Below are 13907 nucleotides of genomic sequence, written 5' to 3' on the forward strand. Positions count from 1 at the left end.
GTCACCCGCGCGTCCCATGCTCCGCTCCCGTCTCTACCTCCTCGCCGCCGCCGTGCTCTGGTCCACCGCTGGCGCCGCCGTGAAGCTCTCCTCCCTGTCGGCCTGGCAGATCGCCTCCGGCCGCTCGCTCGTCGCGGCCCTGGTGCTCGCGCTCGCCATCCCCGCCGGCCGCCGGCTTCCGTCCCGGCGAGGGCTCATGGCAGCCGTGGCCTACGCCGCCACGGTGGTGTCGTTCATCCTCGCCAACAAGCTCACCACCTCCGCCAACGCCATCTTCCTGCAGGACACCGCGCCGCTCTACGTGCTGCTCCTGTCCCCGCTGCTGCTGCGCGAGCGGCCCTCGCGCGGTGAGATGGCCGCCGTGCCCGTGTTCCTGCTCGGCCTGAGCCTCTTCTTCCTGGATCAGCTCGCACCGGGGCAGCTCTGGGGCAATGTGGTGGCCCTGGGCTCGGGCCTCGCCTTCGCCCTGTGCATCCTCGGGCTGCGCGCGGTGGGCGAGGAGGGCTCGTCGGTGCTGGTGTGGGGCAACGTCATCGCGGGCCTCGGCGTCCTGCTGCCCGCGCTCGGCGGCCCCGCGCCCACGCCGCTGGATATCGGGATGATCCTCTTCCTCGGCGTGTTCCAGCTCGGCCTCGCCTACGCCCTCTTCCAGCGCGGCTTGCGCGAGACGCCCGCGGTGGAGGCCTCGCTGCTCATCCTGCTCGAGCCGGTGCTCAACCCCGTGTGGACCTTCCTCTTCGCGGGGGAACGGCCCGGGCCGTGGGCCCTGGTGGGCGGCACCATCATCCTCCTGGCCACCGCGTGGCGCACGCTGCTGGGCTCCGGTGGTGGTAGAGCCCCGGCGGAGACCCCGGCGCGAGAGGCCCAGGGCTGAGGAATCGCCGGGCCGGGTCCATTCCACTCGTCACCGGTGACCAGTGAAACCCGCCGGGTCCATTCCACTCGTCACCGGTGACCAGTGAAACCCGTCGGGTCCATTCCACTCGTCACCGGTGACCAGTGAAACCCGTCGGGTCCATTCCACTCGTCACCGGTGACCAGTGAAACCCGTCGGGTCCATTCCACTCGTCACCGGTGACCAGTGAAACCCGCCGGGTCCATTCCACTTGTCACCGGTGACAAGTGAAACGCGTTGGGTCCATTCCACTTGTCACCGGTGACAAGTGAAACGCGTTGGGTCCATTCCACTTGTCACCGGTGACAAGTGAAACGCGGCCAGGCTGGCAGTGGCACCGCACTTTTGTGCCCGTGGCGGCAGGATGACCCTCACCCCAGCCCTCTCCCAGAGGGAGAGGGTGTTGACGCGGATTCACCCGGCGACGCGCTTCTCGTCGCCGCCCTGGGCCGGACCCAGACGCCGGGCAAGCTCCGCCTCGAGCCGCTTCGGCTCGATGGGCCTCTCCCGGTGCCCCACGTACCCGTCCGGCCGGACGAGGTAGAAGCACTCCGCCCCGGCTCCGAAGCGGCGGTGCAGCGCGCCCTCCCAGTCGGCCAGCACGAAGGGCCCCGGCGTGCCCTCCCCCGCCACCACCACGCGCGCCTTCAGCAACGGCCCATACGCCGCCTCCAGCCGCCGCACGAGCGTCACCAGCTCGCCTCGCCGCTTCGCCTCGGGCGTCAGGCCCGTGAACAGCAGCAGCGTGTGCTGGGGGCCGCGCAGCACCTCGTGCAGGCGCTCCACGCCCTCCCCCTTCACCGGCAGCTCCGGCACGCGCTCCCCGGGCGCGGGGCCCTCCTCCAGCCGCACGCCGCCCATCTCCTCGCCCCAGATGCGCTCGGTGGACAGCGGGCTGCGCCGGTAGTGGATGGCGAGCTGTGTGACGAAGCGCGCCATGCGCCGCTGCGTGAAGCCGCTCCCCAGCAGCCCCTTGGCCAGCCGGGGCGCCACGTACGTGCGCAGGAGCCGGGAGAAGGTCCCGCCTCGCGTCATGAGGCCGAAGAGCCTGTCCGTGCCCTCCAGCAGCAGCTGCCCCACGGGGTGCCGCTCCAAATCGTAGGTGTCGAGCAGCGACTCCGGCGCGCGGCCCCGGGTGACGAGCGCCAGCTTCCAGGCGAGGTTGTAGGCATCCTGGATGCCCGTGTTCATCCCCTGCCCGCCCGCCGGACTGTGGATGTGCGCGGCATCCCCGGCGAGGAACACGCGGCCCTGGCGGTAGCGCGGCACGCCCCGGCGGTGCAGCCGGTAGCGCGTCAGCCAGCGCGGCTCGCTCACGCGCACCGGCACGTTCGACATGCGCTCCAGGATGGACTGCATCTCCTCCAGCGAGAGGGGCGTCGTCTCGTCGCCCTCCGGGAGCATGTCCCGCGGCATGATGCAGAACAGCCGGTAGCGGTGCTCCCCCGGCATGGGGAAGGCCCCCACCACGCCGTGCATGGACGGCATGAGGACCAGCTCCCCCTGCCCGAGCGGCCAGTCCACGCGCACGTCCGCCAGCACGCACGCGTCGTCATACGTCTCGCCCTCGAAGGGAATGCCCGCGCCCTTGCGCACCCGGCTGCGCGCGCCATCGCACCCCAGCAGCCACCGCGCCCTCACGCGCTCCACCCCGCCATCCGCCCGCTTCAGCGTGGCCTCGACGCCGTCCGTGTCCTGCCGGAAGTCCTCCAGCGCCAGGCCCCGCTCCACCCGTACCCCGAACGTGCCCAGGTACTCGGTGAGCAGCGCCTCGGTGGCGTCCTGCGGCAGCATGAAGATGAAGGGGAAGCGCGTCTCCAGCCAGGAGAAGGCCTGCATGGGCACCCGCGTGCGAATGCCTCCAGCGCCCACCACGTTGAAGGCCTCGGTCTTCCGCCCGCGCGCGAGGGCCTGCTCGGCGATTCCGAAGTCGTCGAAGACCTCGAGCGTGCGCGCCTGCACCGCCAACGCGCGCGACAGCACCGAGGGGGCCTCGAGCTGATCCACGACACGGCACCGCAGGCCATGCCGTGCCAGCTCGGCGGCCATCGTCAGGCCCGTGGGCCCGGCTCCCACCACGAGTGCGTCCAACATGCCGTCTCCCCCTGCCGGCTCACACCGCCGGTGCGAGCCACCTTGGCATAGGAAGCGGACGGCGCCCAGCGCGCTCAGCCCAGGTCGACGCCGTGGCCCGCCTGGACGTGGCCGATGTCCACCCGCCCGTCCTGCATGCGCAGGCCGCCCCGGAAGGAGTGCTCGCGGATGAAGAGGTGCGTGTCCAGGTCCGCGTAGTCGAAGCCGCCCAACCCGGCGGCGAAGTGCGCCGCGCTGCTCATGGCCAGGGTGCTCTCCACCATGCCGCCCATCATCAGCTCCATGCCGGAGGCGCGCGCCAGGTTCCACATGGCCAGCGACTCCACCACGCCGCTCTTCATCAGCTTGAGGTTGACGCCGTGCGCCCCACCCTCGCGCGCCAGGCGCAGCACGTCCTTGGCCGTGCGGGCCGACTCGTCCGCGCAGATGGGCACCCGGGACGAGCGCGTCAGCTCCGCCATGCCCTCCCAATCCTCGCGAGGCACGGGCTGCTCGAAGAGCGCCAGCGGCACGCCCTCGGCCTCCAGCCCCGCGAGGAAGGTCCGCGACTGCGCCACCGTGTAGCCCCCGTTGGCGTCCGCGAACAGCCGCGCGCCGGGCGCCTCGCGGCGGATGATGACCATGCGCCGCACGTCCTCCTCCGCCGACAGCGCCCCCACCTTCACCTTGATGGTGCGGATGCCCCGCGCGACGATGGCCCGCGCCGAGGACGCCGCGTGCGCCTCGTCACCGGCCGTCACCGTCATGTCGATGTCCAGCCCCGTGCCCGCCCCGCCGAAGAAGGCGAAGAGCGGCATCCGGTAGTGGCGGCCCAGCGCGTCCAGCAGCGCCAGCTCCAGGCCGCAGCGCGCGGAAGGCGCGGCCGGCAGGGCCTCGCCCAGCAACGCCCCGAGGGGACGCCAGCCCCGCGCGTCCTTGCCGAGCAGCACCTGACGCACCGAGCGGAGCGCCTCGAGCGTGCTCGCCTGCGTCTCGCCGGACACCGCCGTGAGGGGCGCGGACTCGCCCAGGCCCACCGTCCCGTCCGCCAGCGTCAGACGGATCAGCACGTTGTTGGCCATGTCCGGAGCCCCCGTGGCGATGGCGAAGGGCTCGGTGAGCGCGAGGTCCAGCGGCTCGAAGGTCAGTTCGGTGATGAGGGTCGGGAGCATGGGCCTCCAGGGGGTTCAGCGCAGCAGACGCTCGAAGGTGACCACCTTCATGGCCACGAAGGTGGCGACGACGGACCCTATCGCGAACAGCGCCGCCAGCAGCAGCGAAGAGAGGAAGGGGCCCGGCACGGCGAGCGTGACGAAGAAGCAGACGAGGATGGTGGGGCCGATGAGCAGCCCGTTGATGTTGTTGGCGGTGCGGAAGTCGCGCGCCAGCAGGCTGACGAGCAGCGCGGTGGTGGTGGAGAAGGTCAGCGACGTGAGCAGCACCGCCAGCAGGGCCAGCACGTAGCCGGGCGAGCCGAGCCCCAACCCGAGGATAAGCACCGCGTCCACCGAGAAGAGCACCAGGGTGACGAGCGAGGCCAGGGCGAGCAGGGCCAGCAGCTTGGCGAGCAGTATCTGCCCCACGCGCACCGGCAGGGCCACCAGCAGCTCGAGCGTGCGCGACTCGCGCTCGGTGATGAGGATGTAGCTGGCCGTCACCGAGGGCACGATGAGCCCGCCGAGTGCGATGAAGGGCACCAGCATGGCCCGCATCATCGCCAGGGGGTCGTCCACCATCTCCCGCAGCCCCCGGGGCAGCACCACCCCAGGCGGGAGGTTCATCGGCTTCGCCGCCCCCGTCTTCATCCCGAGCATCTGCAACCCCGGGACGATGACCAGCAGGATGATGGGCAGCAGCAGCGCCGTCAGCATCGCGCCGCGGCTGCGCACCAACTGGCGCCACTCCTTGCGGAAGAGGATGCGCACCTCACGCGCGAGCATCGTTCGCCCCCACCACGTCCAGGAAGAGCTCCTCGAGGCTCGGCGTCACGACGCGGCACTCGTACACGTCGAGCCCCACGCCGAGCAGGTGGCGCAGCAGCCCGGGAGCCTGCGCCGCCGCGTCCGCCACGTGCACGTGCACCGCCTCGGCCTCGCGCGTGGGCGTGAGGCCTTGTCCCGCGAGCGCCTCGGCCAGCCGCTCGGGACCCTGGGTGGCGCGCAGTACGAGCACCGGTTGAATCCGCTGGCGCAGCGTGGCAATGCGCTCGTGCAGCAGCACCTTGCCCTGACGGAGGATGACCGCGCTCTCGCAGAGCGCCTCGGCCTCGGCCAGGTTGTGCGTGCACAGCAGCACCGTGCGGCCGGGCATCACCTTGCGCAGGAAGGTGTGCACCTCGCGCGTGGCCACCGGGTCCAACCCCACCGTGGGCTCGTCCAACAGCAGCACCTCTGGAGAGGAGACGAGCGCGGCGGCCATGGACAAGCGGCGCTGCATGCCGCCGGACAGCTCCGCCATCCGCCGCGAGCGGAAGGGCCCGAGGCCAAAGGCCTCCACCACCTCGGGGATGTTCCCGCGGCCGTACAGGTCGCGCACCAGCAGGAGGAAGTCGTCCACGGTGAGGTCGCGGTACATGCCCGGGGACTGGGGGACGATGCCCACGCGCCGCTTGGCCTGGAGGAAGTCCGGCTCATCGACGCCGAGCCCGAAGAGGCGCACCTGCCCCGACGAGGGCCGCAGCGCGCCGGTGAGCAGGCGGATGAGGGTCGTCTTCCCCGCGCCGTTGGGGCCGAGCAGGCAGGCCCGCTCCCCTGGGGAAATCCGGAAGCTCACCTGGTCGAGCGCCTGGACGCCGCCGGGGTACACCTTGGTGACGCTGGAGACCTCCAGCGGTACATGTTCGTTGAGCGCCAGGCGGCCGTCCTCCCACTCGCGCGGCGGACATACCACGCGGGCCCGGCCTTGCATCCGTCCGCGAACATGGGCACCAGCAGTCGAGGAGACTTCCCGCGCCATGAATCCAACCGCCCGGTGGCTCAAGGACAGCCCCGCCGCGCCCGCCAAGGCCACGCCCGCCCGCCAGGCCGAGGAGAAGACGGAGTCGCGCGACCCGGAGACGCCGCTGTGCTGCGCGCGCTGCGGCCACGTCATCACCCGCGAGCGAGACCGCACCACCGTCAACGGCCGCTCCACGCACACCCGCGTCAATCCCTCCGGCTTCGTCTTCCACTTCGGGTGCTTCGCCCGGGCCGAGGGCTGTCTCATCATCGGCCCGCCCACCGCCGAGGCGAGCTGGTTCCCGGGCTTCACGTGGCAGTACGCCTTGTGCGCCGAATGCAAGACGCACCTGGGCTGGGCCTTCCACGGCGAGAGCGGCTTCCTCGGGCTGGTGCTGGACCGGCTCACCGCGCCGGGCTGAACGGGGGCGTGAGCACTCCGGGCAGGAGCACGGACACGGTCGTGCCCTGCCCCTCCTGGCTCTCCACCCGGAGCTGCCCTCCCATGGTCTGGAGGAGGGACTCGCTCAGGGACAGGCCGAATCCAGGATTATGGAGATCCGGCCGGTAGAAGACCGGGGCACGGACGTGGGGCAGCAGTTCCGAGGGAAAGCCGTCGCCGGTATCGGAGATGTCCACGCACACCTGGCCCTCCTCCCACCGGGTGCGCACCCGGAGCACGTGCTGCCGCGGCTGGCCGCACCGGATGGCCAAGAGGGCCTCGCGGATCAGAGAGTGGAACACCAGCCAGAGCTGCCCCTCGCGAGCGAGGACGCCGGGAAGCCCGGTGGCATGCTCCGTCTCCAGCCGTACCGGAGGCTCCAGGCCCCGGAGGGAGTCCCTCAACACCGCGTCCAGGCTCACCCGGACGTCCACCAGGGCTGGAGCCCTTCGCGGCCCGTAGCGCTGGCGCAACAGGTCTCGAACGAAGTCACGGGAGTGCCGCCAGGCCTCGATGCACATGGGCATCCAGCGCACATGGCCGCTCTCGCCAAAGCGGGTGAGCTTCTTCAGGCACGAGCGAAGGGTGTGGAGGGGCGGCATGAGCTCACGGGCGAGGCACGCCACGAAGGCCCTCTGGGTGTCCCGCTGGGCACGCTGCAGCGCCCGCAGCCGCGCCTCGTCGCCGCCTACCAGGGTGGCGATTCCACTCAGCAGACGGTCCGGCTCCTCCAGGGTCTGCCCGCCAGCGCTCAGGAAGACGGAGAAGGCCGTCCCCTGGCCCTCCTGACTCTCCACCTGGAGCTTCCCGCCCATCACCTCGACGAAGGTCTTGGCGAGGGACAGGTCGAGCCAGGCACCGGACCCCGTGTGCCAGGAGGGGTGGAGCGGCTCGAAGAGGTGGGGCAGCACCCGCGGTGGAAGGCCCGGACCGGAAGCGGAGAGGGTCACGAGCACGCCGCCCTCGTGCGGCTGCGTACGCACGGTGAGCACGTGCCGCTGGGGTGTCTCTGGCGGCACGGTCTGGAGGGCATCGAGGAGGAGGGTGAAGAACACCTGGTTGAGCAGCGCCTCGTCACCGGAAACACGGGGGAGCATGGGCGCGTACTCCGTCTCCAGCCGGGCTGTGCGCACCTGCTCTCCCTCAACGAGACGCAGCACCGCATCCAGGCGCTCGTGAACGTCCAGCGGCTGGGGCGTGGCACTCGCCGAGTGCGGGAGGAAGCGGGTGCGGCTGGTGATGTCGTAGAGGTGACGGCATGCCTCCTCTGCCCGCTGGAGGAGCGCACGCAGTTCCTCGCGTCTCGCTTCCGGCGTCCCTGGGTCCACCCAGCGCTCCACAGACCGCAGCAGATTGAACAGGACGGTCAGGTGGGTCCGAAGGGTGTACGAGATATGCAACGGCATATCTACCAGGGGCTCGAACAGCGTCGGCCCGAGCGCGCTCGGGTCCCACTGCACCGCTTCATCCAGGACGGGGGCCATGACCGTGCCCCATCATGGCATGAGAGCTCACCGCCCCGGGCCGAGTGCCGCCAGCGCGGTGGCCATCACCTGTTTGAGGGGCACGCCCGCGGCCTCGGCCACCTTGCGGCAGTCCTCGAACTCGGGGTGGGCGTTGAGCACCGTGCCGTTGCGCAGGCCGCGCTTCACCCGCACGCGGCCCCACGGAGTCTCCACCTCCACCCAGTCGCGCTCCAGCGCCGTGCGCTCCACCGCGTAGGAGCGCACCCCGAGCGTGGTGGACTCGCGCAGCAGCGTGTCCGTCACCGTCTCCCGCGCGCCCCCCTCCACCAGCACGCTCAGCACATGCCCCGGCCGGGCCTTCTTCATCGTCGCGGGCACCACCCAGGCGTCCAGCGCGCCCTTCGTGAGCACATGCTCCAGCAGGTAGCCGAGCAGCTGCGGCGTGCTGTCGTCCAGGTTGGCCTCCACCACCCAGAGGCCCTCGGCCCGCGCCTCGGCCCGGCCCATGGCCGCGCGCAGCACGTTGGGCCTGTCCCGGAAGTCCTTCGTCCCCACGCCGTAGCCGATGCGCTCCACGATGAAGTCCGGCGGCGGCTGGCCGATGCGCGCCAGCACCTTGAGCAGCGCCGCGCCCGTTGGCGTCGTCAGCTCGCCCACGCCCTCGAAGCGCACCGGCACGTCCCGGAGCAGCTCCAGCGTGGCCGGCACCGGAATGGGCATGTTCCCGTGCGCCACCCGGATGGTGCCGCTGCCCAGCGGCGGCGGCGCCGAGTACACCTCGGGGTCTCCGAGCAGGTCCAACACCACCGCCGCACCGCAGATGTCCACGATGGAGTCCACCGCCCCCACCTCGTGGAAGTGGATGGCGTCGATGGACACCCCGTGCACCTTCGCCTCGGCCTCGCCGATGGCCCGGAACACCGCCAGCGCCCGCTCCTTGGCCCGGGGCGACAGCGTGTCCGCCGCCTCGATGAGCTGGCGGATGTCCGAGTAGGCGCGGTGCGGATGGGCCTCGCGCTCGTCCAGCACCACGTCCAGGTGCGTGCCGCTGATGGCGTGCCGCACCGCCCGGCTCACCGCCAGCTTCCAGCCCGGCACCTTCAGCCCGCTGAGCGCCTGGGCAATGGCCTCCGGCGTCACGCCGAGGTCCACGCCCGCCGCCAGGAACATGTCCCCGGCGATGCCGCCCACCGGCTCCAGGTAGAGAATCTTGCGCACGGATGTTCTCCCTCAGCGCTGGCCCTTGGTGCGCGAGATGAGGGCCGCGTAGAAGCCGCCCCCGAAGCCGTTGTCGATGTTCATCGTCGCCACGTTGGAGGCGCACGAGTTCACCATCGTCAGCAGCGCGGACACGCCCCCGAAGTTGGCCCCGTAGCCCACCGACGTCGGCACCGCCACCACCGGAATGCCCACCAATCCGCCCACCACGCTCGCCAGCGCCCCCTCCATGCCCGCCACCACCACGGCCGCGTGCGCGTCTTGAATCTCCTCGCGCCGCCGCAGCAGCCGGTGGAGGCCCGCCACGCCCACGTCGTACACGCGCTTCACCGTGGCCCCCATGGCCTCCGCGGTGATGGCCGCCTCCTCGGCCACGGGGATGTCGCCCGTCCCCGCCGTCACCACCGTCACCTTCCCCGCCTTCGGCTTGCCCTGCTTCAGGTGGAAGATGCGCGCCACCGCGTGGTACTCGCCCTTGGGGTAGGCGGCCACGAGCGCCTCGGCCTTCTCCGACTGAAGGCGCGTCACCAGCACCGTCTGCTTGCGCTCCACCAGCTTGCCCACGATGCCCAGCACCTGCTCGGCCGTCTTCGGCTCGCCCAGCACCACTTCCGGGAAGCCGAAGCGCAGGCTGCGGTGGGTGTCCACGGTGGCATAACCAAGCTCGGCGAACGGCAGATCCTTCAGCTGGCCCACGGCGTCATCCACCGAGACCTTGCCGCCCTTCACCTGCTCGAGCAGTCGGGTGAGCGTCTTCTCGTCCATGCCCGCCCCTCTACCCCACTGTGCGGGCCGGTGGAATGAGGAGCGTGCGGAAGACCCTCCCGGGGCTCCCACCGCCGAGTCAGGCGCGGGTGCTCCCGGGAGGGGACCGGGTCACGAGGGCCGGGCTCGAGCGAGCCAGGCCCCCGTGGTCCCCGGGTGATGCGGACTACGCCAGCGTCCGGCGGCGCCGCGACCACAGCATGCCGCCGAGGAGCAGCGACAGGGTGCTGAAGGCCTCACTGCCCGTGCCCGCGCAGCCGCCGCAGCCGCCACCGTTGTTACCGCCACCGTTGCCCGTCCCGGCGTCGGTGCCAGGGTTGGTGCCCGCGTCGGTTCCAGGGTTGGTACCCGCGTCGGTGCCAGGGTTGGTACCCGCGTCGGTGCCCGCGTCGGAACCAGGGTCGGTGCCCGCGTCAGGATCCGTGCCCGCGTCCGGCGTCGGGTCCACCGTTCCACCGTCGGTGCCCGTACCGGCGTCCGGCGTCGGGTCCACCGTTCCACCGTCGGTGCCCGTACCGGCGTCCGGCGTCGGGTCCACCGTTCCACCGTCGGTGCCCGTACCGGCGTCCGGCGTCGGGTCCACCGTTCCACCGTCCATGTCCGTACCGGCATCCCCCGTGCCCCCATCTGGCATGGAGGCAAGCACGTTCACGAACACCGCCGTGGTGCGGCCGGGCACGACGAAGTCGCCAGACGGCTCGAAGGAGGCGCCCCGGACGACCGGGTCCGTAGAGGCCTGCTGCACGGGGTGCAGCCGCATCTCGACGCCCGAGTAGGCGGGGATGTGGAACACCTGGTGCTCGTCGTTGGCGTTGAAGAGCACCACGACGTCCGTGTAGCCGTCGGTGGCCAGCGGATCGCGGAGGTTCATGACGATCAACCCGGGCACCTGCGAGGGGCCGGTATTGAAGAAGGACACCTTCTCCTGGACCTCCTTGGCCGTGCGCAGGCGGAAGAGCGCCGCGCTCTTGCGGATGGCCAGCATCTCCTCGAAGTGCTCGAGCGAGCGGAGGATGTGCTCCGGGCCGGCCTTGAGCTCCGGCCGGCCGAGCAGCGCCTTCATGACGGGCCAGTTGCTCCGGTTGTCGGCGGCGGGAGGCAGACCCACGCCCCAGTTGTTCGACGCGTAGGAGAAGTCGAGCTTGTTGAACCAGTCGCCCGAGTTGTAGCTGTTGCGGTCGAGCGACTTGGAGCGCAGCAGCTCGTCACCGGCGTGGAAGAAGGGGATGCCCTGGCCGAGCGCCACCAGGCTCATGCCCATGTTGTGCATGCGCACGCGGTCTTCCAGGGGGGCCGCCCAGGGCGCCTTCATCTGCACGGCGTCGAAGAGCGTCTCGTTGTCGTGCGCCGAGACGTAGGTGATGACCTCCTGAGGATCCAACGTGTAGCCGGCGGGCTGGCCGTTGTAGTCCACCTGCGAGCCCTTCACGGTGTCGCCCACCTTGTTGACGAGCGTGTACTCGCTCAGGTTGCCGGCCAGGCCCACGCGGATCTGATCCATGTGGAGCAGCAGGCGCTGGCGCTGGTCCTCGGGGCTGCCGCCGGTGACGGAGTTGGGGTCGTACCAGAGACCGCTGATGAAGCCCTGCTCCTGCAGGCCGCTGAAGGGGCCACCGCCGCGAGCCGCGTCACGCAGGCGGTCGCTGAAGGTGCCGATGCCGGTGCCGGGCATGTTGAGCTGGGTGGCGTTCACGCCGCGTGCGTTGTTGACCACCTCGCCGAAGTTCCAGCCCTCGCCGTAGAGGTAGATACGCGAGCCGTCCACGCCATCCTTCTCCAGGGTGAGCGCGCCGAGCTTCTCCTTCACCTTGAGCAGGTTGGACTTCATGTGGTGGCCCATGAGATCGAACCGGAAGCCATCCACCTTGTAGGCCTTCGCCCAGGTGACGAGCGAGTCCACCATGAGCTTCTCGAACATGGCGTGCTCGGAGGCGGTGTTCTGGCAGCAAGTGCTCGTCTCGACGTTGCCGTCGGCGTTGAGGCGCTGGTAGTAGCCGGGCACCACCTTGTCGAGCACCGACTTGTCGCCCAGGCCCGAGGCGTTGGTGTGGTTGTAGACCACGTCCATCACCACGCGCAGGCCGCTGTCGGACAGGCCCTTCACCATCTGGCGGAACTCGACGATGCGCGAGGTGCCGTCCGGGTTCACCGCGTAGCTGCCCTCGGGCACGGTGTAGTGGAACGGGTCATAGCCCCAGTTGAAGCCGTCCAGGTCGCGCACGGCCTCGACGGCGGCCTGCTGCTCCTCGGAGTCGGGGGCCATGGCGCCCAGGTCCCCGGCGGGCGACTGGTGCTTGGAGCGGTCCTCGTCGATGGTGGCGATGTCGAAGACGGGCAGCAGGTGCACGTGCGTGAGGCCGTGGGTGGCCAGGCGGCGCAGGTGCTTCATGCCGTGGGAGCTCGTCTCGGAGAAGGCCGAGAAGGTGCCCCGCTTGTCCGCCGGCACCGACTTGTCACTGATGCTGAAGTCGCGCACGTGCAGCTCGTAGAGGACGATGTCCTCGGGCGCCGCCAGCGGGGGCTTCACCAGCGAGCTCCAGCCCTCGGGCGCGAGCGCCGGGTCCGCGAGGTCGACGAGCTGGCTGCGCAGGCTGTTGGTGGACAGGCTCAGCGAGTAGGGGTCGGTGACGAGGTTCTTCAGGACCTTCTTCGCGGAGGGGACGTACACCTCCACCTCGTAGAGGTAGAACAGGCCCTTCCAGGCCGCGTTGCCGGTCAGGCTCCAGACGCCCGTGGCGGGGTCGAGCGTCATCGGCACCACGGAGTCGGCGGAGGCGGTGGGGTCCGAGCCGCTGAACAGGTGCAGCTTCACGTTCACGGCCGTGGGCGCCCAGAGCTTCAGGGTGGGCACGCCACCCGTCCAGGTGATGCCCAGCGCCTCGTCATTGGCGTACAGCGCGTCCAGCACGAACGGCACCTGCACCGAGGTGGCGTCCAGCAGGTTGCCATCGGCGTCCACGAGCGAGAGGGCCACCTGGCCCTTGAGGATGTTCTGGACCTGAGCCAGGTAGTCCCCGGTGATGCGCACCGTCGGCTTGCCCGTGAGGTGCGGGTACTTCCCGGACACATCCGGGGGCAGTCCCAGCGTCACGAACTCGAGCGGGATGGACGCGCCGCCCTCGATGCCGTTGGTGCCCAGGCTCATCGCCCCGGTGGCATCGTGGTGCAGCCGGAAGGTGGCGCCCTCCGGAATGGAGGCCACGGCCGGCTCCCACACCAGCAGCTCGCCCGTGATCCAATGCGCCCGGGCCCGGTTGAGGTCGCCCTTGGGCGCGCCGGCAACGGAGATGTTCAGCTTGTGGCTGGTCGCGTTGTACTCGAAGGTCACCAGGGCTCCGGTGAAGGGCACGGAGAAGCCGATGTTGGAACCACCCGGATTGCCGCCCTCGCCGTAGTTCTCATCCCAGCTCTCGTTGATGGCGACCTTGCCCTCGTAGCCGCCCGCCGGGAGCGCCGCGGTGGAGAAGGTGTAGATGCCGTCACCATCCGGATCCTTCAGCCACGAGCCGAGGCAGTCGGGCTGCCAGTCGCCGGGGCACCCCAGCTCGCTCTGGAAGTTGCCGGGAGCGGTGGCGATGGCGGAGTTGTAGCGGGTGGTGAGCCAGTGGCTCTGGGGGTCGTAGTAGAACTTGACGTTGCCGTCCGCCTCCAGCGTCAGCGACAGCTCCTCGCCGGTGGGGGAGCCGCCCTTGCCGTAGGTGGTGACGGTGCCATCTTCGTCGACGGCCGCGCGGAACGTATGCGTGCCCGCCTTCAGCTTGAAGGTGGCCTGCCAGGCCTTGTCGCCCGAGTCGAAGGTCAGGCCCGCGGCGGGGCATGCCGTGTCATCGGCGTGGCACTGCACGGAGCCGACGAGGGTGACACTCGTGGGAGCGGCGGCCGCCGTTCCCGCCGAGAAGAGGGCGAGCGCGCCGAGCAGCGCCCGCGTGCGGGACAGTCTGGTGGAGGGAGCCTTGATTCTCATTCGCTGAAGCACCTGTGAAGCCGGAGGGGGGCACTCCAGCGCGGCCGCCTCATGCGGACACGGCACGCCGGAGTGTTCATCAGCGTATACCAGAGAGGCTCCAGGGCCTTCACCTGGGGCGGCTGGCACGGGGGCTGGGGCGCTGTTA

Annotated in this window: 10 protein-coding genes; 2 read left to right on the forward strand and 8 right to left on the reverse strand. The window is 70.6% G+C overall.

What is annotated here, in order from left to right; all coding sequences use genetic code 11:
* Positions 1-16: 16 nt before the first annotated feature.
* Entirely contained in the window at positions 17-874 is an 858-nt protein-coding gene (locus NR798_RS42075) for a DMT family transporter (RefSeq protein WP_375768235.1), read from the forward strand.
* Between the two features lie 435 nt (positions 875-1309).
* On the opposite strand, the gene NR798_RS42080 is transcribed toward NR798_RS42075, so the two are convergent.
* From NR798_RS42080 to NR798_RS42095, 4 genes are all read right to left on the reverse strand, one after another.
* Positions 1310-2989 (reverse strand): FAD-dependent monooxygenase, encoded by a 1680-nt coding sequence (locus NR798_RS42080; RefSeq protein ID WP_375768236.1) that lies wholly within the window; start codon positions 2987-2989, stop codon positions 1310-1312.
* Between the two features lie 74 nt (positions 2990-3063).
* Entirely contained in the window at positions 3064-4140 is a 1077-nt protein-coding gene (locus tag NR798_RS42085) for a dipeptide epimerase (RefSeq protein ID WP_375768237.1), read from the reverse strand.
* Positions 4141-4155: 15 nt separating this feature from the next.
* Entirely contained in the window at positions 4156-4908 is a 753-nt protein-coding gene (locus tag NR798_RS42090; protein WP_375768238.1) for an ABC transporter permease subunit, read from the reverse strand.
* Entirely contained in the window at positions 4895-5875 is a 981-nt protein-coding gene (locus NR798_RS42095; protein ID WP_375768239.1) for an ABC transporter ATP-binding protein, read from the reverse strand. The genes NR798_RS42090 and NR798_RS42095 overlap by 14 nt, the downstream gene beginning before the upstream one ends.
* A gap of 46 nt (positions 5876-5921) precedes the next feature.
* Between NR798_RS42095 and NR798_RS42100 the strand changes: the two genes are divergently transcribed.
* Complete coding sequence (locus tag NR798_RS42100) at positions 5922-6326, forward strand: cereblon family protein (RefSeq protein ID WP_375768240.1); 405 nt, start codon at positions 5922-5924, stop codon at positions 6324-6326.
* Here the strand turns inward: NR798_RS42100 and NR798_RS42105 are convergent.
* The 4 genes from NR798_RS42105 to pulA all read right to left on the reverse strand — a co-directional run bounded on the left by NR798_RS42105 (position 6310) and on the right by pulA (position 13759).
* The gene (locus NR798_RS42105; RefSeq protein WP_375768241.1) at positions 6310-7830 is read right to left on the reverse strand and encodes an ATP-binding protein; all 1521 of its coding nucleotides are present in this window, start codon (positions 7828-7830) and stop codon (positions 6310-6312) included. The genes NR798_RS42100 and NR798_RS42105 overlap by 17 nt on opposite strands.
* A gap of 27 nt (positions 7831-7857) precedes the next feature.
* Positions 7858-9030, reverse strand: a complete 1173-nt coding sequence (larC, locus tag NR798_RS42110; protein ID WP_375768242.1) for a nickel pincer cofactor biosynthesis protein LarC — start codon at positions 9028-9030, stop codon at positions 7858-7860.
* 12 nt (positions 9031-9042) lie between these two features.
* Entirely contained in the window at positions 9043-9795 is a 753-nt protein-coding gene (gene larB, locus NR798_RS42115) for a nickel pincer cofactor biosynthesis protein LarB (RefSeq protein WP_375768243.1), read from the reverse strand.
* A gap of 166 nt (positions 9796-9961) precedes the next feature.
* Positions 9962-13759 carry a pullulanase-type alpha-1,6-glucosidase gene (gene pulA / locus NR798_RS42120; RefSeq protein WP_375768244.1) on the reverse strand — a complete coding sequence of 1266 codons (3798 nt, stop codon included), beginning with the start codon at positions 13757-13759 and terminating at the stop codon, positions 9962-9964.
* Positions 13760-13907 lie beyond the last annotated feature (148 nt).

The organism is Archangium gephyra, from assembly GCF_042230915.1.
Taxonomy (GTDB): domain Bacteria; phylum Myxococcota; class Myxococcia; order Myxococcales; family Myxococcaceae; genus Archangium; species Archangium gephyra_B.